General features: G+C 34.4%; 29 protein-coding genes. 4 read left to right on the top strand and 25 right to left on the bottom strand.

The window, feature by feature from the left end; genetic code table 11:
- Window positions 1–220: 220 nt before the first annotated feature.
- Both Q0Y61_RS03440 and Q0Y61_RS03445 read right to left on the bottom strand, forming a co-directional pair.
- On the bottom strand, window positions 221–598 hold the full coding sequence (locus tag Q0Y61_RS03440; RefSeq protein ID WP_297811389.1) for a thiamine-phosphate pyrophosphorylase: 378 nt from the start codon (window positions 596–598) through the stop codon (window positions 221–223).
- Between the two features lie 22 nt (window positions 599–620).
- Window positions 621–1337 (bottom strand): Bax inhibitor-1/YccA family protein, encoded by a 717-nt coding sequence (locus tag Q0Y61_RS03445; protein WP_297811392.1) that lies wholly within the window; start codon window positions 1335–1337, stop codon window positions 621–623.
- A 106-nt stretch (window positions 1338–1443) separates the two neighbouring features.
- Here Q0Y61_RS03445 and gap point away from each other — a divergent pair, with 106 nt between their 5' ends.
- From gap to hemH, 3 genes are read left to right on the top strand one after another with little or no spacing between them, the layout of a single operon-like run.
- Window positions 1444–2445, top strand: a complete 1002-nt coding sequence (gene gap, locus Q0Y61_RS03450; RefSeq protein WP_297811395.1) for a type I glyceraldehyde-3-phosphate dehydrogenase — start codon at window positions 1444–1446, stop codon at window positions 2443–2445.
- Window positions 2442–3782 (top strand): M99 family carboxypeptidase catalytic domain-containing protein, encoded by a 1341-nt coding sequence (locus Q0Y61_RS03455; RefSeq protein WP_297811400.1) that lies wholly within the window; start codon window positions 2442–2444, stop codon window positions 3780–3782. Before gap ends, Q0Y61_RS03455 begins: the two co-directional genes overlap by 4 nt.
- Window positions 3783–3785: 3 nt before the next feature.
- Window positions 3786–4835, top strand: coding sequence for a ferrochelatase (gene hemH, locus Q0Y61_RS03460; protein WP_297811404.1), 1050 nt, complete (start codon window positions 3786–3788; stop codon window positions 4833–4835).
- Window positions 4836–5143: 308 nt separating this feature from the next.
- Here hemH and Q0Y61_RS03465 read toward each other — a convergent pair whose 3' ends face one another.
- From Q0Y61_RS03465 to lysA, 15 genes are all read right to left on the bottom strand, one after another.
- Window positions 5144–6088 (bottom strand): thiamine pyrophosphate-dependent enzyme, encoded by a 945-nt coding sequence (locus tag Q0Y61_RS03465; protein WP_297811407.1) that lies wholly within the window; start codon window positions 6086–6088, stop codon window positions 5144–5146.
- A gap of 10 nt (window positions 6089–6098) precedes the next feature.
- On the bottom strand, window positions 6099–7316 hold the full coding sequence (locus Q0Y61_RS03470) for a 2-oxoacid:ferredoxin oxidoreductase subunit alpha (RefSeq protein ID WP_297811410.1): 1218 nt from the start codon (window positions 7314–7316) through the stop codon (window positions 6099–6101).
- Between the two features lie 2 nt (window positions 7317–7318).
- The gene (locus Q0Y61_RS03475; RefSeq protein ID WP_297811413.1) at window positions 7319–7717 is read right to left on the bottom strand and encodes a 4Fe-4S dicluster-binding protein; all 399 of its coding nucleotides are present in this window, start codon (window positions 7715–7717) and stop codon (window positions 7319–7321) included.
- Between the two features lie 8 nt (window positions 7718–7725).
- Window positions 7726–8286, bottom strand: coding sequence for a pyruvate flavodoxin oxidoreductase subunit gamma (locus tag Q0Y61_RS03480; protein ID WP_297811416.1), 561 nt, complete (start codon window positions 8284–8286; stop codon window positions 7726–7728).
- Between the two features lie 246 nt (window positions 8287–8532).
- Entirely contained in the window at window positions 8533–8760 is a 228-nt protein-coding gene (locus Q0Y61_RS03485) for a YdcH family protein (RefSeq protein ID WP_297811419.1), read from the bottom strand.
- A gap of 93 nt (window positions 8761–8853) precedes the next feature.
- Window positions 8854–10044 (bottom strand): bifunctional glutamate N-acetyltransferase/amino-acid acetyltransferase ArgJ, encoded by a 1191-nt coding sequence (gene argJ / locus Q0Y61_RS03490; RefSeq protein WP_297811421.1) that lies wholly within the window; start codon window positions 10042–10044, stop codon window positions 8854–8856.
- Window positions 10037–11167, bottom strand: coding sequence for a potassium channel protein (locus Q0Y61_RS03495; RefSeq protein ID WP_297811424.1), 1131 nt, complete (start codon window positions 11165–11167; stop codon window positions 10037–10039). The genes argJ and Q0Y61_RS03495 overlap by 8 nt, the downstream gene beginning before the upstream one ends.
- Window positions 11168–11186: 19 nt before the next feature.
- Window positions 11187–11375: a 50S ribosomal protein L28 gene (gene rpmB, locus Q0Y61_RS03500; protein WP_297811427.1), complete on the bottom strand. Its 189-nt coding sequence runs from the start codon at window positions 11373–11375 to the stop codon at window positions 11187–11189.
- Window positions 11376–11453: 78 nt separating this feature from the next.
- Window positions 11454–12413, bottom strand: coding sequence for an NAD(P)-binding domain-containing protein (locus Q0Y61_RS03505; RefSeq protein WP_297811431.1), 960 nt, complete (start codon window positions 12411–12413; stop codon window positions 11454–11456).
- Window positions 12410–12613, bottom strand: coding sequence for a cbb3-type cytochrome oxidase assembly protein CcoS (gene ccoS, locus Q0Y61_RS03510; protein WP_297811436.1), 204 nt, complete (start codon window positions 12611–12613; stop codon window positions 12410–12412). Before ccoS ends, Q0Y61_RS03505 begins: the two co-directional genes overlap by 4 nt.
- Window positions 12610–13164 (bottom strand): septum formation inhibitor Maf, encoded by a 555-nt coding sequence (maf, locus tag Q0Y61_RS03515; RefSeq protein WP_297811438.1) that lies wholly within the window; start codon window positions 13162–13164, stop codon window positions 12610–12612. Before maf ends, ccoS begins: the two co-directional genes overlap by 4 nt.
- Before the next feature lie 68 nt (window positions 13165–13232).
- On the bottom strand, window positions 13233–13592 hold the full coding sequence (gene acpS, locus Q0Y61_RS03520; protein ID WP_297811444.1) for a holo-ACP synthase: 360 nt from the start codon (window positions 13590–13592) through the stop codon (window positions 13233–13235).
- An 8-nt stretch (window positions 13593–13600) separates the two neighbouring features.
- Complete coding sequence (gene fliL / locus Q0Y61_RS03525) at window positions 13601–14140, bottom strand: flagellar basal body-associated protein FliL (RefSeq protein ID WP_297811448.1); 540 nt, start codon at window positions 14138–14140, stop codon at window positions 13601–13603.
- 56 nt (window positions 14141–14196) lie between these two features.
- Window positions 14197–15261: a chorismate mutase gene (pheA, locus tag Q0Y61_RS03530; RefSeq protein ID WP_297811451.1), complete on the bottom strand. Its 1065-nt coding sequence runs from the start codon at window positions 15259–15261 to the stop codon at window positions 14197–14199.
- An 11-nt stretch (window positions 15262–15272) separates the two neighbouring features.
- Window positions 15273–16526, bottom strand: a complete 1254-nt coding sequence (gene lysA, locus Q0Y61_RS03535; protein WP_297811454.1) for a diaminopimelate decarboxylase — start codon at window positions 16524–16526, stop codon at window positions 15273–15275.
- Between the two features lie 117 nt (window positions 16527–16643).
- Here lysA and Q0Y61_RS03540 point away from each other — a divergent pair, with 117 nt between their 5' ends.
- On the top strand, window positions 16644–17291 hold the full coding sequence (locus Q0Y61_RS03540; RefSeq protein WP_297811457.1) for an HAD family hydrolase: 648 nt from the start codon (window positions 16644–16646) through the stop codon (window positions 17289–17291).
- Window positions 17292–17328: 37 nt separating this feature from the next.
- On the opposite strand, the gene Q0Y61_RS03545 is transcribed toward Q0Y61_RS03540, so the two are convergent.
- The 8 genes from Q0Y61_RS03545 to pyrF form a co-directional block, all read right to left on the bottom strand.
- Window positions 17329–18060, bottom strand: a complete 732-nt coding sequence (locus tag Q0Y61_RS03545) for a hypothetical protein (protein WP_297811461.1) — start codon at window positions 18058–18060, stop codon at window positions 17329–17331.
- Between the two features lie 91 nt (window positions 18061–18151).
- The gene (gene rplT / locus Q0Y61_RS03550; RefSeq protein WP_138121801.1) at window positions 18152–18505 is read right to left on the bottom strand and encodes a 50S ribosomal protein L20; all 354 of its coding nucleotides are present in this window, start codon (window positions 18503–18505) and stop codon (window positions 18152–18154) included.
- Between the two features lie 94 nt (window positions 18506–18599).
- Entirely contained in the window at window positions 18600–18794 is a 195-nt protein-coding gene (gene rpmI / locus Q0Y61_RS03555; RefSeq protein ID WP_297811468.1) for a 50S ribosomal protein L35, read from the bottom strand.
- Window positions 18795–18819: 25 nt separating this feature from the next.
- Complete coding sequence (infC, locus tag Q0Y61_RS03560; RefSeq protein ID WP_297811471.1) at window positions 18820–19335, bottom strand: translation initiation factor IF-3; 516 nt, start codon at window positions 19333–19335, stop codon at window positions 18820–18822.
- A complete protein-coding gene (gene thrS / locus Q0Y61_RS03565; RefSeq protein WP_297811474.1) occupies window positions 19332–21149 on the bottom strand; it encodes a threonine--tRNA ligase in 1818 nt (605 codons plus the stop codon). Before thrS ends, infC begins: the two co-directional genes overlap by 4 nt.
- Window positions 21150–21305: 156 nt before the next feature.
- A complete protein-coding gene (ccsA, locus tag Q0Y61_RS03570; RefSeq protein ID WP_297811476.1) occupies window positions 21306–24170 on the bottom strand; it encodes a cytochrome c biogenesis protein CcsA in 2865 nt (954 codons plus the stop codon).
- A gap of 177 nt (window positions 24171–24347) precedes the next feature.
- Complete coding sequence (locus tag Q0Y61_RS03575; protein ID WP_297811479.1) at window positions 24348–24995, bottom strand: ferritin family protein; 648 nt, start codon at window positions 24993–24995, stop codon at window positions 24348–24350.
- Between the two features lie 122 nt (window positions 24996–25117).
- Complete coding sequence (pyrF, locus tag Q0Y61_RS03580; RefSeq protein WP_297811482.1) at window positions 25118–25807, bottom strand: orotidine-5'-phosphate decarboxylase; 690 nt, start codon at window positions 25805–25807, stop codon at window positions 25118–25120.
- Window positions 25808–25856: the final 49 nt, after the last annotated feature.

The raw sequence follows: 25856 nt of genomic DNA on the forward strand, positions 1-25856 counted from the left end.
ATTGGGGAATGGAAAACTTCTAAAAAAGAGATTGGAGAGTATTTGGAGTGAATTGTCCTCTGTTTTATTTTATTTTTTGCAGTGACAGAAGACTAACTACTCTGCCATTGCGTGATTGCGAGAATTGATTTATCAATTCGTGGCAATCTATAACTTTGCATTAGCTTAAATTTAATTTTTGTTCTTACAAGAGTAAGTAAAACAAAAGGTAAAAATTACTTTAAATATCCAAAAGCACTTGCTTTTCTAAATGATAAAGCGTGTAACGAATCTCTTTAAACTTTTCGCTCTCTTGAATAGAATTTAGCTTTAAAACTTCTTCTAGCACACGAGCTGATTCTTGCGCCCGTTTAAAGTTTGCAATAAAAATACTTTGAAAGTTTGTGCGATTTTGTTCTTCTTGAATAGAATTTTTCAAAACATCATTGCTAGTATCACGTGTTTCTAACAAATTAAAATAAAGCTCTAAACGACATTGATGACGAACTTTTTTGAGTTTTAGAGAAAAACTCTGATGATTAAACCCATAACGCAAAATATCCTCAATCACGCGGATTCCCTCACGCAAACGATTAAGATTTGCGTCTATGATTCGCAAAGTGTGCGAATCATAGCTTAAATTATTCTCTTGAGTTAAAGATTCCAAGAATTTGAAGTAAAGAAATAAATAAATTTAAAAAGTCTAAATACAAACTAACTGCCGCCATCACAGGACTATCATATAAACCACGCACGATATTTTGCGTATCATAAGCAATAAAAATACTAAACAAAATTGCGCCCACTCCAGCTAAAGCAACTTGCAGAATTGGACTTCCCAAAAATAAATTAATCAAAGAACCAACCACTACAACAATGAGTGCAATAAAAAGCATTTTGCCCATACTTGCTAAATCTTTTGTTGTGCGTAATGCAAAAATACTCATCACTCCAAAAATCGCTGTTGTTAGCAAAAATGCCTGTGCAACAATCGCCGCTCCACCTGGTAAGCCTAGAATCCTGCTAAGAATCGGAGTAAGAGTTAAACCTGTTGTAAAAGTAAAAGCAAAAAGTAAAAGCAAATTAATGCCCGGTTTAGATTTGGCAAACATTAAACCAAACAATAAAGCAAATTCTAAAATCACAAAACCAATATAATATTGTGAAACTAAATCTCCAAATGCAGAAATTCCAATATATGCACCAACACTTGCCGCAAGTAAAGAACCCGCAAAAAGTTGATAAGTTTGCTTAACAAAATTGATTAGCGCAACATCACTTTGTGCAAAACTTTCGCTACTTGTATCCGCTGGATAACCATCATAATTTTTTAAGGTTTTTCTATCATATAACGACATTTTAAATCCTTTTTATTTTTTAAGTCTGCAATTATATCTTAATTAATTAAGAATTGCATTAAATATGCTACAATTTTGAATTTATTTAAATCTTAGTGGAAATCTAATGAAAAAAATTAAAGTCTTTATTAATGGATTTGGCAGGATTGGACGCTGTATCGCACGAGTCGCACTCTGTGAAATGCAAGATAAAATTGAAATTATTGGCATCAATGACCTTGCAAATTTTGAAATGCTAAGCTATCTTTTAACACACGATTCTGTGCATCAAAATACACAAATTACGCACGAGGGTGATTTTATTTTTAATGGAGTCAAGATTCCTTTTTCTCAATGCAAAACACCAGAAGAAATTGATATTTTAAATGCTGATGTTATCATAGAGGCTAGCGGATTATTTTTAACTCAAAAGGAAGTAGAATCGCATTTGAAAAAAGGAGCTAAACGCGTGATTTTTTCTGCTCCCGCAAAAGATGATACAAAAACTTTTGTATTAGGTGTCAATCACACAGATTATAAAGGAGAGCAAATTATCTCTAATGCTAGTTGCACTACCAATGCACTTGCACCTGTTGTGAAGTTACTTGATGATTCTTTTGGGGTAGAAAAGGGAATCTTAACAACCATTCACAGCTATACAAATGACCAAAATCTCATTGATGCAGCGTATCATAAGAAAGATTTACGCCGCTCTCGTGCAGCTGCAATCAATATTATCCCAACCACAACAGGTGCAGCAAAGGCATTGCATTTAGTCTTACCGCAAATGAGAAACAAATTGCACGGACATAGTGTGCGTGTGCCTGTGCCAAATGTTTCTATGGTAGATTTAAACATTAATCTACTAAAGAAAACTGATGCGGAGGAAATTAATGCGATATTTAAGGAAGCCGCAAAGGGTGATCTTCGTGGGATTTTAGGAATAGATACGAATTTTGGTGTTTCGCAAGATTTTGTTAATTGTCCTTTGAGTGGTGTAGTGGCATTAGATTTGACCTTTGTAATTGGCGGAAATATGGCAAAAATTATGACTTGGTATGATAATGAATGGGGCTATTCTCACAGAATCTTGGAAATGGCTTGCTATATTTTAAAGGATAAAATTTGAAAAATATAAAAATTTTCATTCGTATTTTGCTTGGTATATGCCTATTATGTGAAATTGCGATTGCACAAAAAGCGAATGTAAAAGAAATGCAGAAAAAAAATACTCCTTTTGATATTTATGAGTTAAAAGGCAAACAAGAGGGCGCAACCTTATTGGTTATTGGTGGAATCCACGGAGATGAACCAGGAGGATTTTTTTCTCCTGCTTTGTTGATAGATTTTTATGAAATCAAAAAAGGCAAAGTTCTTGTTGTTCCAAATTTGAATCCAGATAGTATCTTAGCCTTTAGACGTGGAATCTATAAAGATATGAATCGTAAATTTGCAGAGGTTAAACACGATGATCCAGACTTTGATAATGTCCAATCTATCAAAAAACTTATTACAAATGAAGAAGTGGATTTCATCATTAATCTACACGATGGACACGGATTTTATAGAGAAAAGTGGGAAAACTCTATTTTCAACCCCAAAGCTTGGGGACAAACTTATGTAATTGACCAAAAGACTTTAGACGATGTGCCTTTTGGGGATTTAGATTCTATTGCCAAACAAATAGAATCTAAACTCAACCAACGTTTGCATTATGACTTCCATACTTTTGGTGTGCGTAATACAGAGACAAGAATCAAAGATGAAGAGCAACAAAATTCTCTCACATTCTTTGCAATTACCCATCTAAAACCTGCAATAGCAATTGAAACAAGCAAAAATATCACGGAACTGCCACTCAAAACTCTCTATCAACTAAGTTCCATTGAGGCGTTAATGGAAATTTTAGGTATTGAATTTGAACGCAAATTTGAATTAAATCTAGAAAATGTTGCACAAAAAATTAATGACTTTGGTAGTGTAAAAATTAATAATAATATTCATCTTGATTTGAGTGATGTCCGTAGCGCGATAAACTTTACACCCCTTTTGGTAAAGAATAATGTTTTTGATTTCACACACCCATTAGGACGCGCTAAAAAAACAAAACAAGGATATGAAATTTATATTGGACACAAAAAAATTAGCCTTTTAAAACCAGATACTTTTCCTATGCAATGCAATTTAAAAGAGATAGAAATAGAGCTAGATGGCAAAACAACAAAGGCTAATTTCGGCGAGACTTTAGACTTTCAGCAAAATTTCTTAGTGCGCAAAAAAGAAGGTGCGCGCGTAAATGTCATCGGTTATGCCAAAAAAGGAGTAATAAGCGAACACAATCTTTTAATTAATCAGATAGAGATTGACAAAAGATATTCTTTAGACCGCGCAAAAAGTTTATTTCGCGTAGAAATCTACCAAGGTAAAAATTTCTGTGGTATGATTAATTTACGCGCTAAAGAATAAAGTATGAGTGATTTAAAACATGAAAATATTTTAAATAACATAAAAATTCTCCCTCAAAAAACTGCCATTGTGCTATTAAATATGGGGGGACCAAATTCCCTTTTTGAAGTAAAAATGTTTTTACAAAATATGTTTGCCGACCCTTATATTCTGCCGATTAAAAGTGATTTTTTGCGTAAAATCATTGGAAGTTTTATTGTAAATCAACGATTAGAAGAATCCCAAAATAACTATCAAAAAATTGGTGGAAAATCTCCTCTTGTTTCCCATACCTTTGCACTTTGTGAAATATTAAAACAACTTGATAACCAATACTACTTCACTTATGCTATGCGCTATACCCCACCTTTTGCAACTACAGTCGTGCAAGATTTGAAGCAAAAGGGCATTCAAGAAATTGTGCTTTTTAGTATGTATCCGCATTTTAGCTACACCACCACAACGTCCTCTGTGCAAGATTTTTTGTCCGCTCTAAAAACACAGAATTTTTCTCCAAAAGTTCAAATTGTAGAACGTTATTATAAGGAGGAATCCTATAATCTTGTGATTCTAAATAGAATCCTAGAAGCCTTAAATGGCGAGGATTCTAAGGAATTTCATCTCATTTTTTCTGCACACTCCTTGCCACAGAAAAATATAGAAAGGGGTGACCCTTATCAAAAAGAAATCCTAGAAAATGTTGAGATTCTAAAATCTATGCTAAAGGCACAAGGCATAGAGTTTGCAAGCATAAAAGTTGCTTACCAATCCAAAATTGGACCTATAAAGTGGCTGGAGCCAAACTTGCAAGATATATTACCAAAATACAAGAATAAAAAACTGCTCATTTACCCTATCGCCTTTACAATAGATAATTCTGAAACAGATTTTGAGCTAAGCATACAATATCGCACACTTGCACAAAATATCAGAATCAAAGATTATCGTGTGGCAAAATGTTTGAACGCAACACCAAGCTTTGCGCAGTGTATTTTAGAGATATTTAAGAAAACTATGGAATCCAAAAAAAGAGAAGTAATACAGACTGCGCAAAACACAATCTTCAGGATTTAGACAAACAAGGGCAATATTCATATTGACTTCGTAGAATAATAGTTAGTTTGCTAGAAATCGTAAGGAAAACAAGAAATGATGGTAGAGAACCTCTATAATATCTACAATAAACCCATTTAATAAAAAAGTCTTGCATTGTAGGCATAAGCGTAACGACTACAATCAAAATTTATAAGATTAGAACTTATATATTAATTAAGGAGGAAGTAAGAACTAAAATAAAAGGCAGAATCACAAGCACATAAACATACTGCGATTCCAAAGGCAAAGTTGCTTTTATTCTCAGTAACCTTACCTTAAAAACTGCCCTATACTTTTGCTTCTTCGCGTCTTTGTAAATATTCCCAATATTCATCAACTCTTTTTTGCCATTCTGTGATTAAATATTCATTCTCCGGTTTAAACAAATGTTTAAATCTTGCTTGTGCGCCTAGATAATCACGAACAGGCACGATATTTTTAGGACGATAAGTGATTTTCAGCTCACGTCCATTGATGATTTCAAAAAGTGGAAAGACGAGTGAATCTACTGCTAAATCACTCATTTCAATGGTTTGATTTGCAGGGAATCTCCACTCTGTGGTGCAAGCACTCATTGCATTAATAAAAGTAGGACCCTCTATCTCAATCGCAGTTTTGATTTTTTTACTCATATCTTTCCATTTATTGGGAGCAACTTGCGCAACATAAGGTGCGCCGTGCGCTGCCATAATGAAAAGCAAATCTTTCTTTTTATCCTTTTTACCATAACTTACACGTCCTGCTGGAGTAGTAGTTGTAGAAGCTCCAAGTGGAGTAGAACCACTCCTTTGCCCTCCTGTGTTTGCATACACTTCATTATCTAAACAAACATAAGTAAAATTATGTCCTCGCTCAAAACAGCCACTAATGAATTGGAACCCAATATCATAGGTAGAGCCATCACCACCAAAAGCTACAAATTTTGGTTCTTTTTCGCTATAAAGCTTATTTTTGCGTTTCAATGCCTTATACATTGCCTCTGCGCCAGCAATCGCAGTGGAACTATTTTCAAATCCAATATGAATCCAAGGTGTATCCCAAGAAGTGTAAGGATAAACCGCAGTGCTTACTTCTAAACAACCTGTGGAAGTCGCTATAAGCAAAGGGTGATTGGTAGCGTTTAATACTTCGCGCACAATCATTCCGTGCGCACAACCCGGACATAAAAGATGCGCACCCTCAAATCTCTCACTTGCTTTTGAATATTGTTTTAAATTTTTGATTTCACTCATCTTACGCTCCTTAATTAAATCCGAGTTTTGGACCTCTAAGTCCAATAAATTGTTGCGTTGGGTGTGTTAGCTTACCTGCTTTTGCATCAACTTGTAATTCTTTGAAAATCTCTTGCAAATGAATCTGTGTCAAGTCTCTTCCCCCTAACCCATAGATATAATTGCTCACAACGGGTTTATTCGAGCTTTGATAAAGTGAAGCTACACCCTCATTGTAAAGCATTCCCATTGCGCCTGCTGGCAAACTCCTATCTAAAAATGCCACCGCTTTAACTTGATTTAAACTTTCACAAAATGCTGAATAAGGAAATGGTCTAAGAGAACGAATACTAACAACTCCTGCTTTAATACCATTTTTTCTTGACTCTTTAGCGGCAATTCTTGCGGATTCCACAGTTGTGCCAAGTGCAACAATCGCGACTTCTGCATCTTCCATATTATACTTTTCTACAATATTATATTTGCGTCCTGTCAATTTTGCAAATTCTTCAAAAGTCTTTTCAATCACTTTTAAAGAATTCATAATTGCATTATGTAATTGTGCCTTATGTTCAAAATGCCAATCTTCCTCTGTCTGCGCTCCATAAGTCGCTGGACGGTCAAAGTCTAACATTGCATTTTTTGGCTTATAGTCGCCGATAAACTTATAAGCCTCTGCATCTTTAAGTGGGCGCACACTTTGTGCAGTATGAGAACAAATAAATCCGTCTTGATGCACCATCACAGGCAATCTCACATCATAATCCTCTGCAATTTTAAAAGCCATAAGATTGAAATCATAAGCTTCTTGTGGATTATAAGTGCATAGATTTATCCACCCCGCATCACGTCCCAAATACATATCTGAATGGTCTCCATTTACATTTAATGGACTTGCAAGGGCGCGATTCACGACATTTAACACAATAGGCAAACGCATACCTGAAGCTTGATAAAGCACTTCCACCATTAAAGCAAACCCTTGCGAACTAGTCGCAGTTGCTACACGCCCACCTGCCGCTGCTGCACCTACACAACCACTCATTGCAGCGTGTTCAGATTCCACCATAACAAACTCACCATCAATATAACCATTAGATAAAAAAGTTGCATAATTTTGCACAATGGGTGTAGAAGGAGTAATAGGATAAGCAGATACGACATCAATTTGTGCTTGTCGCATTGCGTGGCTTGCCGCCATATTTCCGTCCCAAACTTCTACATCTTGTAATTCATAAACTTCTGCCATTATCAATCCTTTTTCTTTTCTTCTTTAAGAGGCCACTTACTAAGAGCATTTTCATTACTTTCATAATCACTAAACATTAAAAGTGATTTTGGATTAGTTGGACATACATCTACACATACACCACAACCTTTACAATGCACATAATCCACGCCACTCATCTTTTCATCTCTCACTAAAATTGAAGAATCTGGACAATAAATCCAACAAAAATAACAATTAATGCAATGCTCTACATTATATACTGGCTTTTCTACACGCCAATGTGCCACACTTGCGACATAAGAACTATCTGGACGATACTTTCTAGAATCTGCATGTTTTTCTACCATTTCATTTCCGCTTTTATCAAAAGGGAATAACACTGAACCTGCTTCAAATTCATTCCAACCTTTGTAATCCATCTTTACTCCTATCTCACTTCATTATATGCTTTTTTAATTACTTCCATATTTGCATCAATGATTTTTTGTGGAAGTTTTTTACCCAATACTTTTTTAAAGGATTCTAAGAAAAAATCTAATTCTAGTGTGCCTGAAATTTTCAAAAATGCTCCAAGCATTGGTGCATTAGGGATCGATTTACCAAAAGCTTCTAAAGATAATCCAATACAATCTAAAATATAAACTTCCTTACCCTTAAGTTCTGGCTTGGATTCTAAGAATTCTTCTTTACTCAAATGTGTCGTGATAATGTATTTTGTAGAATCTTTTTCATTCGCACAAATATCTGTGATATACACTAAACCAGGGTCAATGACTAAAATATAATCTGGATTCATAAATTTTTCGTGATTAAGAATCGGGGTATCGTCAATTCTGTTATATGCCGTCATTGCCGCGCCTCTTTTTGCTGAACCATAAAATGCAAAAGCTTGCACTTCCTTACCTGTTCCTGCAATCACATCTGCCAAACCTTTTGCTCCGGTAACTGCGCCTTGTCCTGCACGGCTATGCCATCTGATTTCAAGCATAATGCCTCCTAAATTTTAATTTACAACTTTAATTATAAAAAAACCGCGCTTAAACAAATGGCTTTTATATGCTACAACATCGTAAAAAACTAAATAATGTGTAAAAATAACCCATTTTGCATAATCGTAACACTAGAAGAAATTATTGTTGAAAAGTAAAACTAGAGATAAACTTTAAAGTTTTAAGAAAAATAACTTGTGAAAAATAGCTTGAGATTGATAAAGCCCTCAAAAAAAGGCTTTATATTATTTTTTATTTTCTTTTATATATTCCATAACCATAGCGTATGCTTCATCTTTTAAATCTAGTTTTTTACGTTTTAGTTCGGCTAATTCCATATCTGAAGCGTGTTCTCTACCCTCTGCAATATCTTGAATTCTTTGGTCTAATTCATTATGTTCATCAAAGATTTTTGCAAAATGCGCATTTTCTTGCTTTAATACACTGATTTCATCACGATATTCGTGTAACATTGACTCTCCTTAAAGTTAAACTAAAGGTTAATTATAGACAAAATTGCCTTAATACTTACCATTTTATAAAATTTAATAAATATTTTAACCTTTTTAAGAGCGATAATCCGCATTAATTCTAACATACTCATAGCCTAAATCACAACCATAAGCCACAAAAGATTCCACACCTTTACCAATTTCACAAACAATTCTAAAAGAATCTTTCTTTAAGACTTCTGCGGCTTTTTTTTCATTTTCATCATCAAAATAAATCACTCCTTGTTTATAGACACACACTGTATCAAAATAAATCTCCAATGTCTTAGGGTCGCATTCAATCCCACTTGCTCCAATCGTTGATGCGATTCTTCCCCAATTAGGGTCGCAACCAAATAAGGCAGTTTTTACAAGCAAAGATTGACTTAAAGCCTTAGCTGCCTTTTGTGCCTCCTGGATTGTTTTGGCTCCTTTAATCTCAAAAGCAACAAGTTTAGTTGAGCCTTCACCATCACGCACAATATCTGTTGCTAACTTGTGCATTAATTTTTCTAGCACAAAACCAAAGGCTTCTTTGCTATATGCCCCACTTTTACCATTGCTTAAAAGCAAAATCGTATCATTAGTGGAAGTATCACCATCAACACTAATGGCATTGAAAGTTGTTTTCACTGCTTGCTGCAAAAGCTCTTGCATATCAGATTTTGGAATCTGTGCATCGGTTGTAATGAAACATAACATTGTTGCTAATGAGGGATTAATCATTCCTGCACCTTTGCACATCGCACCAATTCTAAAACTCGTTTTATCTTCTAATACAACTTCAAACGCAATGCTTTTACTAAATCTATCTGTTGTCATAATTGCTTCTGCAGCGCACAAATCCTCCCTTTGGTTCAAATCAAATCTTGCAAACGATTCTATAATCCTTGCTTTGGGCAACTGCACACCTATCACTCCAGTAGAACTCATAATTGGATTTTGAATAGTGGGAAATCTGTTTTGGAGATTTTCTAATACTTCTTCTACATTTGCTACACCCTCATCACCTGTCAGCGCATTCGCATTCTTAGAATTAATTAAAACAAAATTCGTTTTGAAGTTCTTATCATATTTTTTATAATGCAAAATCGGTGCAGCACAAAACCTGTTTTGTGTAAAAATTGCTTCTACTTCACACAAAGAATCTGCATAGATGAAAGCAACATCTAATGCCCCTTGATTCTTTAATCCCGCACAAACGCCATCACAATAGAAACCCTCTGCTGCTATAACTCCACCTTGAATCGGAAAGAAACTAAACATATTTCAACTCCTCTGGTTTATCCTTTTTGGATATCAGTTGCTTTGTTAAACGCACACCGTGTGAAGTGCCAATTACAAGTAACTTACACTCACTTGTTACTAAAGTATCCCCATTAGGCATAGAAATAAATTTGCCATCTTTTTGCGTAATTCCTACAATAGAAGTTTGAGTAATCTCACGAACGTGTGCTTCTTTAAGTTTTTTTAACACAAGCCAAGAATAACGTGGAACAATAATTTCCTCTAAATCTAATGGAGTATCCTTTTGATATGCAAAACGTTCTAACAAGTTTTCCATATCTGGACGCGTTGCCATTGCATTCACTCTTTGAGCAAATAATTTTGAAGGTGAGACGGCAGAATCTGCTCCAAGCTTTTTTAATTTTTCTTCATCTTCATTATTATTCGCATTTCCTATTACGAAATAAGGCTTTCGCCCTAATTCTCTTTCATAAAGCCTAACAGAAGCAATTTGTGCAATATTATCTGCAATATTATTAGACAATGTAATTACACCACGCGCACTAGATAAATGACATTTTAACATTGCAATTTCCGTATGAGGATCTTCATTAATAAAAAATGGATAATGATACTTTTGCGCAATATCCTCTAAAGAATCGTTACGATCTACTACAACAAAAGGAATATGAGCCTCACGAAATTGTTGAGAAAGCTGTATTGCATATTCATTATGATAACAAATAATAAAATGATTTTTTAAACGCGCAATTTTGTAAATCATATTACGTTCCTTAATAATTGGAATAAGTTTCCCCCGACTAAGTATATCAATCACACTAACAACACAAAAGCTTAGAACCAATGAACCTGCCAACATAACAAATGCGGTATAAAATATACTTAAGCCATCAAACTCATCTTCTTTTAATGCGCCAAAACCTGTTGTGGTAAAAGTATAAGAAGCCTGAAAAAATGCATCAATTAAGCTATAATCTGTAACGACTAAATAACCAAGCGTGCTAAGTATTAAACCTGCAAAAATTAATAAAAAAGACGCGCGGAAAGGTTTTAATTGCTCATAAAGTAAGCCGGACATATCAATGTCTGGCTTCTGCGCACCTTCCCAATGGAGAAATTTTTTGAGCTTATCAAAAGCCACAGCCCAACCTAAGCAAGGACTAAGAGCGTTTCTTCATCGTGCGCAAAGTAGAAGCTGCGATTCTAACTTTCATCGTCCTGCCATCTTCTAATTTAATTCTAACCATTCTTAGATTAGGCAAAGAACGTTTTCTCGTTTTATTGTTTGCGTGACTTACATTATTTCCAACCATTGGACCCTTACCCGTAAAAAAACATTTTCTTGCCATTTTTTAATCCTTAAAATAGTGCTAATAAAATAAACTTGGGATTCTATCTCAAACATTATAATAGAAAGTTTAAACCACTTAATGAAGCTGCTTTTTAATTTCTTGCACGATGTCAAACCCGTGATTTAATGCAGCTGCAATAGAACCACCATTTTTGTATAAAATATCTCCAGCAATATAAACACCTTGAACAGAACTTTGATGTTTATCATCTGTTAGTGGAACACCATCGGCATCTAATTCTACACCGCATTTGCGCAGAAAATCAACAGGTGCGATTCCACCAATGGCATAAATTACGCGGTCATACACTGCACTTGTCTTGTCTGTAAAATTGACCTGCACTTTACCCTCCTTGTCTTCTAAACTCTGAATATCAATTCCAAGTTTAGGCTGAATTTTTCCATTCTTAAAACACCAATCTAAATTTTCTTGATTCATTTCATTGATTCTTGAAAATTCTTTTCTGCGATAATTTAATGTTACAGGATTCGTTTCACTAAGCACACACGCATATTCTACCGCAGAATTTCCGCCTCCCACCACTAAAATAGCTTCGCCATCTACACAACTATTTGCATTAAAATTTACAAAATCCTTTATACTATTTGGAATCGCATAGTTAGGCTTATTAGGTTGCCCCATTTTGCCAATAGAGATTACAACGAACTTCGCTTTAAATTTTGTATTTTTTGCAGTATGAATGATGAAAAATTTTTCTTGTTTTTCAATGGATTCTACTTCAGTTTGAAATTGTGCTTCAAACCCATTTTCTTGAATAATTTTATCAAACAAATCTAAAGTGCTTTCTTTTGTCCCATCACAAAAATAAATATTTCCATTTAACTCAATCTTTTGACCTTTATAATCCTTATCCACACGTTTTTTGTCTTTATAAAACTTGCGAATCGTTGTAGAATGTCCTTCACCTTTTTCAAACAAAATCACATCTTTAATGCCTAAAACCATTGATTCTACTGCTGACGCGATTCCACCAGGACCGCCCCCAACAATTGCAATATCATAAATTTCTTTCATTGGTTATCCTTTAAATTATTTTTTGATTTATCGTTTGCTGCGTGACGCAAATCCTCTTCACTATCAAACAACACGCCTTGCATCATTTTTTTTTCATCATCAAACTGCCCACTTTTCAACCCCCACAAAAATGCAATCAGACCAATCAATCCAATCACAATAGAAGTCGCAAGCATTACAGCAACCATTGTTGCATTCATATTACATTCCTTAAAAAGGGTAAAAGGGATTCTATGTTTAATCCCATTGCATTAGAAGTTGTCCCTATTTGACATTTAATATAATTTTGATGGAAACCTTCCACCATCACTGCACCTGCTTTATTTTTCCACGCACCACTTTTCAAATAAGATTCTAAATCTTGTGGAACAAAGGGAAAAAGCTCAAAACAAGTTTGACTCAAATCCACATAAAAAAACTTCGAACAATGCAGAATCGCACAAGTCAGAATCTTGAATGTTTTACCATTTTGCGCTTCCAAAAACTCACGTGCCTCTGCTTCATTTTTTGCCTTGCGTTGCAAGATTCCTCCACAATCAATCACGCTATCTACAATTAAAAGAGGTGATTCCAACCCATACAACATTAATGCACTTTTATGTTTACCAAGTGCTGCTTGATAAACGAAATTTTTAGGTTTATCTAACGGGAGCTGTTCCTCATCAAACCCATTATCACATTGAATAAAAGGGATTTTATGAGCTTTTAAAATTTGCTTACGCACTATAGAAGTAGAACATAAACGCAACATAAAATTCCTTAAATCTTGAAATAAACTTATAATTATAGTTTTATTAAGATTATATTTTAATAAGACTTTTAGCTTTTAAGACTCACTGCCACAACCGCAACAGCAAATCCACCATCATGCGAGATAGAAAGACTTAAAGAATGAATCTTAAAATACGCCAATTTCTTAGCATTCAAATGCAAGATTGGTGCACCTCTTTTGTCTTTAGAAATCCACATATCGTGGAATCCTAATTCCTTACCAATTCCACACTTAAGAGCTTTAGAACAAGCTTCCTTTGCCGCCCAAAATCCTGCAAGACTTTGAATATCCTTAGCAATTTTTATTTCAGAATCATTCAAAAATCTTGCGATTCCTTTGTTGCCAAATTTTGCCAACAAAGATTCTATACGTTCAATTTTGACAATATCAACTCCCACTTCAAACATAGGCACATTTATTGCACAACAAATTCAGTAAAAAACATATTTGCAACTCTACCATCTACTAAAAACTCATTCAAACGTTCCATAATTTCTTCTTTGAGCTTTTGTTTGCCTTTAGCTGTTTGAACTTCTTCAAAAGTTTTTGAACTAAGGATTGAGATAATCACATCACGTAAAATATCCCTTTTTGTATCCAATTCTTTTTGCATTTCGGCGATACTAAGTTCTAATGCAATAGAAGTTTTAAGGTAACGTTTCCCTCCACCTGAAGTCATAAGATTGACAATAAACTGGTCTAAAGGATACATAGGTCCAACGCTTAAAAGATTGCTATTAGGGTTTGCTGCACTCCCCTTATTTGCTGCACTTTGTTGCTGTGGTGCCGCAGTATTTTGCTCCTCTGGTTCGTCCCCTCCGCTAAAAATCAAAATCGCAACAATAATTAGAATAATCAATAATAATGCTACGACGCCAATAATAATGAATAATAGCATTTTATTCTGTTTCAAGCCTTCAAGCTTGGATTCTTTTTTGGTTTCTTCCTCTGCCATATTTTCTCCTTAATAAAAACTTTATTATATAAAATCTTTTTTTAAATTTTCAAGTTTTATATTTTTAAATAACTTCCAAGCCATTTTAATTCATTAGGATAACGTTCAAACAATTCGCTCACATTTGCATCATCAATATGTCCATCAATATCAATGAAAAAACAATAGTCAAAATCGCTTCCTGTAAGTTTTGGACGAGATTGAAAAAAAGTCATATTGATGTTTAACTCTTTAACATCATAAAGCAAACGATAAATAGCACCGGGTTTATCATCATTTGCCAAAATTGCAAACAATGAAGTTTTATCCTTACCACAAGATTGATTTTTGAAATTGCTTACCACAATAAAACGCGTTTTGTTATCTGAATTATTCTCAATGTTTTCAAACAAAATAGGTGTATTGTAGAGTTTTGCTGCAATAGGTGAGCAAATCGCTGCACATTTTGGATTTTCTCCTGCAAGTTGCACTGCACGTGCTGTAGAATCTACTGCGATTCTTTGAATATGGTCTAAAGAATGCTCACTTAAAAAATTAGAACATTGCCCAAAGGCAATATCCTTAGAATAAATAATTTCAATTTCTTGAATCTTTCGCGTCCAACTTGCAAAACAATGATGAATCGGCATATAAATTTCAGCAACGATTTTTAAATTTGTGTTTCGCAACAAATCTAAAGTCTCACCAACTACTCCGTTTTGACTATTTTCAATCGGAATCACTGCATAACTTGCACGTCCATTTTCCACACTTTGAACCGCCTGTGTAATCGTATTATGAGAAAAATACTCACACATCGCTCCAAATCTACTCTCAGCTGCCTGGTGTGTATAACTTCCAAGCGGACCAAGATAAGCAACACGTTCTGGTAATTCTAAATTCCGACTGACTGCAAAAATTTCCAAATAAATTGCTTCAATCGCCGATTTATTAAGTAGTAAAGAGCCTTTAGAACTCAATCTATCAATAATCTCTTTTTCACGTTCTGGACGATAAATTGGCGCATTATTTTGCAATTTTGTTTTACCAATGCGTTTAACAATTTCCATACGCCTTTCTAATAATGCCAAAATCTCATCATCAATGCTATCAATTTCTGCTCTAAATTTTTGTAAATTCATTTAAGATTCCTTTATAGATAATCTTTTTCCAATGCAACCAAATCCTCTATACTCTCCCTTTTACGAATCAAACGTATTTGCCCATTTTCTATTGCGACCTCTGCGCAACGCGGACGCGTATTATAGTTACTTGCCATACTAAACCCATACGCTCCGGCACTAAGAATAGCCAACAAATCTCCATTTTGCAAAGGTGGCAAAGAAACATTTTTACCCAAATAATCTCCACTCTCGCAAATTGGACCTACAACATCTGCTGGGCTTACACTTTGCGATTCTACTAAGGATATTATTTGATGATAAGCATTATAAAGGCTTGGACGAATTAAATCATTCATTGCACCATCTACAATAACAAATCTCTTGCTTTGGTGTTCCTTTTGATAAAGCACTTTGGTTAAAAATATTCCACTATTTCCTACAATAAACCTACCTGGCTCACAAATAATCGTCAAATCTAATCCGTGCAATTCCCCTAAAACTGCTTGTGCATAATCATAAGGATTAATCGTAGCCTCATCACTATAAGTAATTCCAATTCCACCTCCAATATCAAAAAACTTAATGTCAATCTTAAGGGCAAGTAAGCTATGGGTTAATTGTGCAATTTTCTGTGCAGATTCTGCGATAGGCTTTAGCTTTGTTAATTGACTACCAATATGAAAATGAATCCCAATCGGTTCTAAATACTTAGATTGATGTGCCAATAAATACATACCTTTGGCTTCCTCAATACTTACACCAAATTTATTTTCTTTTAATCCTGTGGAAATATAGGGGTGCGTTTGCGGGTCAATATCCGGATTCACGCGCACAGAAATTCTAGCAGGAATTCCCAATTTTTTCGCACAAGATTCCACAAGCAACATTTCTTCCTTACTCTCTACATTAATAAACAAGATTCCGATTTTTAAAGCTTCTTTAATCTCAAATTCTTGCTTACCCACACCACTATAAATCATTTTGTATTTTGGAATCCCAGCCAAAATAGCGCGTTTAATTTCACCCAAAGACACACAATCTGCCCCACTCTCCAAACTTGCTAATTTTTTAATTACACTTAAATTGGAATTTGCTTTTAACGCATAACAAATCATTGTTTTTCTTCCACCAAAGGCTACTTTTAGCTGCTCATATTTCTCTTGGATTCTATCAAAATCATAGACATATAAAGGTGTGCCGAATTCCCTTGCAACCCTTTGCAACAAAGTTTTATCAAAATTTCCACTCAATTTAGGAGTATTAAGGGAATGTGTATTTTTCATCTTTTTGCTCTTTTATCTTTTTTAAAGTTAAATCTGTAATTATAATCAAAAATGCCTTAAATCTTTAAACTAAAATGAGTTACACTTTTAACTTCACTATATACAAGGTTAAATAAAATGAAAAATAAAATTATCCTCTTTGATTTAGATGGTACATTAATTGATTCTACACAAGCAGTCTATGAAGGAATTTGCAAAGCTTGTGAAACTTTTCATTATCCTACCCCAAGCTATGAAAAAATCAGCTCACAAATTGGACATACACTTGAAGATATGTTTAGTGCTTTTCAAGTAGAATCCTCTAAGATTCCAGAATTTATCGCAGTTTATAGAGAGCATTATGGGAAAATCTGTAATGCTAAAACTCATTTGCTAGAAAATGCACAAAAAGCAATTATAGAAGCCTATCAGTTTGCGCACTTAGGCGTAGTAACCACTAAAACAGGAAAGTTTTCTAAAATTATCTTAGAATATCTCAAAATATTGGATTATTTTACCTGTGTTGTAGGCAGAGAAGATGTCAAAGAAGCCAAACCAAATGCTGAACCCATTTTATTAGCTCTAAAATCTATGCCAGCTAATATTTCTAAACACAACATTTATATGATTGGGGACACACCTTTAGATATTCAAGCAGCAAACAATGCAAAGATAAAAAGTATAGGTGTGTTAAGTGGCTATGCAAGTTTAGAATTACTACAACAATACACAAATAATATCGTCAAAGATTCGCTAGAAGCGGTGAGAAATATCAAAAGTTTATAGAATCCCTTAAATTTCAAAGTGTGGAGCAAACAAGCCTTTAACGACAGCTAAAGATAACATTGCCTCTTGTTGTTTTTTGTGTATTTTTTGCAGTAGGTAGGCTTACGCTTTCCATTGTCCTTGCTTCATCTTTTGCTGTCATATTTAAAGCAGATTTCATTAAAGTTGGTGTTACTCTCTCTTGCACTGCATTTAAATTAATTTCTTTGATACTACACTTCTGTCTAGAAAGATTAGAATAGTCTTTCGCTTTCTGCAAAGCAAGTTGTAGCATTTTGACATTTAATTGCTCCTCTATTTCTAGCAACGATTTTTCATCTACTACCTTATCAATGCTTGGAAGTGCAAATAATAAATAGGGATTCTTTCTCACTTCACTTTCAATTTTTTGAATGATTTTATTATAATCTTCTTTCTGCATTTCACCAAATTCGCAACTCAAACTATAATGGCTTTCAAATCCATTTTGAACTTTCTTACCATTTTTATATTCATAAATTGGCTCAATATTAAAGCTCCCGCCTTTGCAAATACTCTCTCTACCCAAAAACTCATTTATACGATTATAAGTTTTAATAATGGTGTTTTTATCCTCTAAACTTAAAATTTTGAGTTTCCTTAAAGACTCATTCTCTTTAATATTTACAAGACTTACATACTTGGTAGCTTCTACCTCTACACTTACACTCAAATCTTGCTTAATTAACATTTCAGCACTTACTTCTATGCCCACCCAAACTGCAAAGACAAAAGCCCATCTCTTTAACATCAAAAATCCTCTAAAATTAATATTCTATCTTTCAATTATCAATTTCAAAAAATTCAATTAGGATTTCAATTAAGAAATCCTAATTAAAGCCCTATAATGCCTTTTTAGCGCTTTCAACGATTTTCGCAAATGCTGTTGGTTCATTCATTGCAATATCTGCTAGGATTTTTCTATCTAGTGCAATTCCTGCTTTTTTAAGTCCAAACATAAATCTTGAATAGCTGATTGCGTTAATCCTACAAGCCGCATTAATTCTCACAATCCAAAGCTTTCTAAAGTCTCTTTTCTTTTGTTTTCTATCACGGAATGCGTAACATAAGCTACGTTCTAATTGCTCTTTAGCCTTTCTAAAATGCTTATGTCTTGCGCTATAAAATCCACGTGCTAATTTTAAGACCTTTTTGTGACGTCGTCTGCGCACTACTCCTGTTTTAACTCTTGCCATTTTAATCCTTTACCATATTGTGGTGTGGTATTTCTACCAAACTTGCCCAAAAAATTGGGGAATGACATACTAAAATGTATGAAACTTCTTTTACTTATGCCATACAAAGCATTTTTTTGACTTGCTCAATATTGGCATTATGAACATATTTTGGTGCATTTAAATTTGCGATTTTTTTTGGACGCTTTTTTGTCAAAATATGACTTTTAAAAGCGGAGCCACGTTTAATAAGATTCTTCTTGAGTTTGAATCTCTTAGCCGCACCACGATTTGTTTTCATCTTTGGCATTACTTTTCTCCTTTCATAAGATAAACTATTTTTTAGGCGTCACTAGCATATTCACATAACGTCCTTCCACTTTATAATCTCGGTCAATATTTGCAACCTCTTCAAGCATTAAAGCCACCTTGTTTAATACTTCAAAACCAGCTTGTGGCTCACTGACTTCACGCCCACGCAAAAACACACGAAATCGCACGTGTTTATTTTCTTCTAAAAATTCTTTTGCGTGTTTGACCTTATAATTTATATCATTACTTGCAATTTTTACAGAAAGCTTTATTTCTTTAATCTCAATTTGTTTTTGTTTTTTCTTGGCTTCTTTTTGTTTTTTTTCTTGTTGGTAACGGAATTTTCCATAATCCATTATTTTGCATACAGGTGGCTTTGCATCAGGTGCAATTAACACCAAATCCAAACCTTTACTTTCAGCAATTTTTAAAGCCTCTTCAGAGCTAATCAACCCATACTGCTCACCCTCATCTCCTACACAACGAATCTGTGGAAAATCTATCTCCTCATTGAGGACTATATCATCATTCTTACTCAAAAGCTAACCTCACGCATTTTCTCCTTATTAAATTGAATAAAATCATCAAATCTCATGTTAAATTGCTCTTTAGTGCGACGATTACGAATCGCTACCATTCTTTCTTCCATTTCTTTAGCACCCAAGATTGCAATAATTGGCACTCTTTGCTTTTCTGCATTGCGAATCCTCCGATTAAGTGTCTCATTTTTATTTTCAATTTCTGTATAAATGCCAAACTTAAGAAGTGTATTGCGCAGTTCTTTGGCATAAATATTTTGTGCTTCATTGATTGGAATAATAATCACTTGTGTTGGTGCAACAAAAAATGGAAATTCTCCACCAAAATGCTCTGTTAAAATCGCAACAAATCGCTCAAAACTTCCTAAAATTGCTCGGTGAATCATTACAGGTTGCTGCGCAGTGTTGTTTTCATCTGTATAAGTTAAATTGAAGCGTTCAGGTAAATTCATATCAATTTGCACCGTGCCACATTGCCATTTACGACCAATCGCATCAGTGATTTTAATATCAATCTTAGGACCATAAAATGCCCCACCACCTTCATCAATCTTATAAGAGATTCTACAACGATTCAATGCTCCCTTTAATGCTTCGGTTGCTTGCTCCCAAATCTCATCACTTCCAATAGATTTTTCTGGCTTTGTAGAGATTTCCATTTCATAACTAAATCCAAAAGCATTCATAATTTTTTGTGTGAAATCAATGATATTTTCTACCTCACTTGCAATCTGATTTGGACGGCAAAAGATATGCGCATCATCTTGCGTAAATTCACGCACACGCAATAATCCGTGCAAGACACCGCTTTTTTCGTGACGATGCACTACACCATATTCATAGAATCTTAAAGGTAACTCACGATAGCTACGCAATGCACTTTGATAAACTTTGATATGCCCTACACAATTCATAGGTTTAATACCATATTCCACTTCATCAATTGTAGTAAAATACATATTTTCGCCATAGTTTGCGTAATGCCCACTTGTTTTCCACACCGCACTTTTTAAAATCTCTGGACCACGCACAGGCTCATATCCCCGCTCAATTAAAGCTTGTGTTAGGAGATTTTCAAGATTTCTCCTAAGTCTTGCACCTTTAGGTAACCAAATAGGAAGTCCCGCTCCAATCTCTTCATCAAAGGTAAAAAGCTCCATTTCTATGCCTACTTTTCTATGGTCACGCTTCTTAGCCTCCTCTAATTGCTTTAAATACTGGTTTAAGGATTCTTTATCAGCAAAGGCAATACCATAAATCCTTGTTAACATTTCTGCTTTTTCATCTCCACCTAGATAAGCACCTGCGATTTTTGTAAGTTTAAAGGCATTCAGTAATTTTAAAGTTGGCAAATGCGGACCACGGCATAAATCTTCAAAATTTCCCTGTGCATAAATACTTAAAGTCCCATCTCCTAATGGAATCTTACGAATCACAGCTTGCTTTAAATCATCATTTTGAAATTTTGCAATAGCTTCTTCACGCTTTAGAGAATATTTTATAAGTTTTTCGCCTTTTTTGGCAATTTCTTTCATTTTGGATTCTATAATCCCCAAATCTTCTTCACTAATTTTTTGATTAACACGAAAATCATAATAGAAACCCTCTTCCACCACAGGACCCACGAAAAATTGCGCTTCAGGATAGAGTGCCTTAATAGCTTCTGCCATCAAATGCGCACAAGTATGACGCATAATAGCAAGGGATTCTTCAGAATTATCAAAATAAATTGGCTCTCCACTCAAGCCTAATTCTTCCGCACTTTGTGTATCATAAATCACTTCTTTGGCTTTGATACCAATGATTACAGACATAAAATATTGCCTTTAAAATTAGAAAAATAAGTATAGATTATATCAAAAAATAAATAATTAACACTTAAAAATATTTTAATAATCTTTTTTCATACGACACAGAGTTGTTCGCACACGCAAATTTATATCCAACCTGCGAGTACTTTGAAACTTAATTTATGGAATCTTTGGAGAGGGTAAATCTCCTTTACGCGCAGCTAAGATAATTAACAGAATTGTAAAGCCTACAAAATAATATAAAAACACAGGAATTGGCAATGGGTCTCCTGCTGCATACGAATGCAAGCCAGAAAGATAAAAATTTACACCAAAATAAGTCATCAAAATAGCATAAAATGCTACAACACTAAGTGAAGCAAACACATACGGATTATTGCCCTTTGGAATAAATCTTGCGTGTAACACGATAATATAGACAACAATAGAAATTAAAGCCCAAGTTTCTTTCGGGTCCCAGCCCCAATATCGTCCCCACGATTCATTCGCCCACACACCACCTAAAAAATTCCCAATCGTAAGCATCGCAAGTCCTAGAATCATTGCCATTTCATTAATGGTATGCAAAGTTAAAATCGTGCGGTCTAGCTCGGGATATTTTTCACTTCTGAAAATAAACATCAGTAAAGTTAGCACACCGAGCATAAAGCAAAGTCCTAAGAATCCATAGCTTGCAGTGATAATAGAAACGTGGATATTTAACCAATAAGACTTTAAAACGGGCACGAGATTCCCAATTTGAGGGTCCATAAATCCCAAGTGTGCAACAAAAAGTGAAATTCCAGCAAGAAAACTTGCCATACTCTGTGCTAAGTAACTTCTCTTTAAAAAGACGACACCTGCAATTCCAGCTGCAAAAGCAATATAAATCATTGATTCATACGCATTACTCCAAGGCGCGTGTCCGCCTACATACCAACGCACACCAAGCCCAACAGCGTGTATCAATACTAAAAGTGAAATTATCCAATAAATCAAACGGCTTGCTAAAATATTCACTTCCTTGTGCCTAAAAATTTGCACTAATACCACAGCAAACAATAGGATTCCAAAAATCAAATAAAGCGGCATAAGATTCTCAAAAATATTATAATGATTCAAAAAAATCTCTAAATCAATCTGCATTTGTGGTGGAATCAAATCCGCACCAAATTTTTGTTGAATCTTCTCTAGTGCCTCAAGAGCTAAATCCGCATTTTCCCATTTGTTTTCAACTAATCCATAATGAAAACTATTAAAATATGCACCAAAGAGTTTTTGCAGTTGATTTGCATTTTCTTTATCAAAACTTGCAATCGCATCACTTGGAGCAAACCACTTTTCTCCTTCTCCACTAAAACTTGGCAAAATTCGTAAAGCCTGTGCGGTATAAATCAGATAAGCCACATTCACTCTTTCATCTACACTCAATACATCTTTATCAAATTTATCCCGCATAGCGGGTTTTTTACGATTCGCTTCTTCTAAATAATTACTAAGTTTGTAAGTGTTACCCACAAACAAATCTTCAAAAGCAATATATTTCTCATTTTCCCCTACCCCAACGACTTCTTTAAGCTTTGGTGTAGAAATAGCCAACATTTTAACTTTTTTAAATTCATTAGGATATACCATCATTCCTAAGAATAATTCCATATTATTTAACCCTAAAAATCCATCTTTCTTTGTCATTTTATGCACATATTCCATTGCCAAAGTATCCACAGGCTTCATACGCCCACCAAAATCTTGCACCAAAAGTCGTCCAAATTTCTGTGAATGTGTCCCACTCTTTACTTGCAAATTTTTAATTAAATCTAAAATACTCTCATTTGTAATGGGTGGTATCATTGCTTCTATTTCTTCTAGTGTATGAGGATTTTGAGATTCCGTATTCTGAAGTTTTACATTTTGTTGGTTTGTATTTTCTATTGATTTTTGAGTTTCTTGAGGCATAGCATAAAGTGGTAAATTCATACTCATTCCAAGCCCAAGAGCAAAGACAATAGCTAAGTTTTGAGATTTCAAATAATTGCTTAAACACACAAATCTCCCATTTTTAGCAAAAAATTCCCATAAAAGTCCGATAACCAACATCGTATAGCCGATATAGGTTGGAATTTTTCCCGGGTCGCGATTAACCGATAAAATCGTTCCTTGCTCATCTAAATCATAAGAAGATTGAAAGAAACGGAATCCCCCATAATCCAAAACATTATTCATAAAGATTTTATAAGGTTTTTCTATCTTCTTTATAGCATCAATCACTACAACTTCTGACGCATAAGAAGAAGGACTCATAGAGCCAGCATAACGTTCAAGTTGGAAGTCTTTTAACTCTACAAAAAAGGGTAGTGCAACCACTCTGCTTCCCCAATCTAATGCAAACCTTATTCCTCCTAATGAAAAAGGAATTGTATTTTCTCTATTCTTATTTTTTACTATTTCTATTTCTTGGCTCTCCTCTTTCAAACTCACTCTTACTTTTAGCCTATCAGAATCCATTTTATCTTTTGCAGGAATATAATCTAAATATTCTACACGCAAATAACTATCTTGAAATGGCAAAGTTTGATTAAATTTCTTTTGCACCAGTGGTGTAATCGTTGTTGGAAAAAAAGCACGATAAATCTTATCGTCTATTTTTGCTAAAATCGTTATAAATTCTTCTTGCGATTCTATTACATTGCTTCTTTGTCCTTCTCTAATGTGCATCACGCCTTCAAACCCATAATAACGCGTGATTGCCGCACCAATAAAAATTACCACCAAAGAGAAATGAAATAAAAAAGAAGCATACTTTTTCCTCTGCAATGCACGAGAGAAAAGCAATACACCAATAAGATTCAACACCAAAAGCAAATGCAATAAATCAAACCAAGCAGTATTATAAATGAGTGCTTTAGCACTAGAAGTGCCAAAATCATTCTCAACAAATGTTGCGACCGCACAGGCACTTCCATAAGCAACTAGTAAAACAAATGTAACAAAAAAACTACAAAACCCTTTAATAACACCATTGACAAACATTTGCATCAGGTTCATACTTTCCCCAAAATATCAAAATTAAAGTGTCATTTTACCCAAGCTTTTTTTAGTTTTAATTAACAAAAAGCAAACAAAAGAAAAAATTTATATCAGTTAGGAATCGTGTAGAAAAAGATTAGAATTTTAAGAATTGTAGAGAAAAACCCTACAACTCTAGTTAAGCAAGCTATACTATCAGCCTAAAAACTCTCTTTTAAAATATTCGCGTGAAGCTTTACAGAGTGGGCAAGCACCCGGAGCCTTTTTGCCTCTATGAATATGTCCGCAGATTTCACAAACCCAAACTTCCTCACTACTGCTTTCAAAGAATCCTTCCTCATCTAGCATTTTTTTGAGTTCTAAATATTCTCTCTCGTGTTCTACTTCTACTTTTCCAATCGCAGTAAATAATCTTGCAATATCTTTCTTGCCTTCTTCTTCGGCGATTTTAGCAAAGTTTGGATACATTATCGTATGTTCATAATTTTCACCATCAGCAGCTGTTATTAAATTTTTAGCAGTGATTTCTAATTCTTTCCCATCTACAATTTTGTGGTAAGCTTTAAACTCTGCTCTTGCGTGCCATTTTTCATTTTCTGCTGCTTCTCTAAAATGCTTGGCAACTGCGTGCCAGCCTTCCTCTTGCGCTACATCGGCAAATAAATCATACTTATTACGCGCCATAGATTCGCCTGCAAAAGCTTTCATTAAATTAACAGCTGTTAAGTCTTGAGTAATACAAGTCATCTCTGCTCCACAACAACTAAGTGTGCCACCACCCACATTCTGCACTTCTACTTCATTGCCACATTTTTGGCATTTATAAGTTTCATATTGCCTCATTAACAAGTCCTTTTTTATAAAATGAATTGAAATTGTAGCATAATTTTTTTAATTAATAAAGTTTATTAATTAAAATCATTGTAGTTGTGATTGAAAATCTTAATCATTTGAATATCAAACAATCAATCTAAGTTTTTTAAAATCTGCTCCACCATAGACTTTGGATTCTGCGCATTGTATATCGGGCGTCCCACAACGATAAAATCACTTTGTGCCTCTTTTGCGTCCTCTAAACTCGCCACTCTTTTTTGGTCGCCACTACTTTCTCCAAAAGGACGAATCGCGGGGGTAAGGGTTAAAAAACCTGCCCCCAATTGTTCTTTGATCATTTTAGACTCTACACAGGAACAAACAATGCCATTAATACCGCATTCTTTTGCCATTTTGGCAAACTCTAACACTTGTGTTTGCAATCCTGTATGATAAATTTCAAAAAATCCTTTTTCATCAAAACTTGTTAAGGCAGTAACTGCCATTATAAGAGGAGGATTTGGGATTCCTTTTAATCGTTTCACCACCTCATTCATCGCCTCCCTTCCACTGCTTGCGTGAATCGTTACCATATCAACACCAAGCTTTGCAATCTCCTCCATACTATCACCCATTGTATTTGGAATATCATAAAGTTTCAAATCTAAAAAAATACGAAAGAGCGGATTAATGGCTTTGATTTGCTCCAAAAATGCTATACCATCACGTATAAAACTACGCAACCCCACTTTCACCCATAAATAATCTTTGTCTTTTAATGATTCTAAAAGAATTAAATTTTCCTGCTCACTTGGTAAATCTAGGGCAATACAAAGTTTCATCATCTATCCTTATAAGTTTGCAAAATCATAGCCTTTTAAATGATAAAAA

Origin of the sequence: uncultured Helicobacter sp. (assembly GCF_947367035.1) — a bacterium.
Lineage (GTDB): Bacteria > Campylobacterota > Campylobacteria > Campylobacterales > Helicobacteraceae > Helicobacter_D.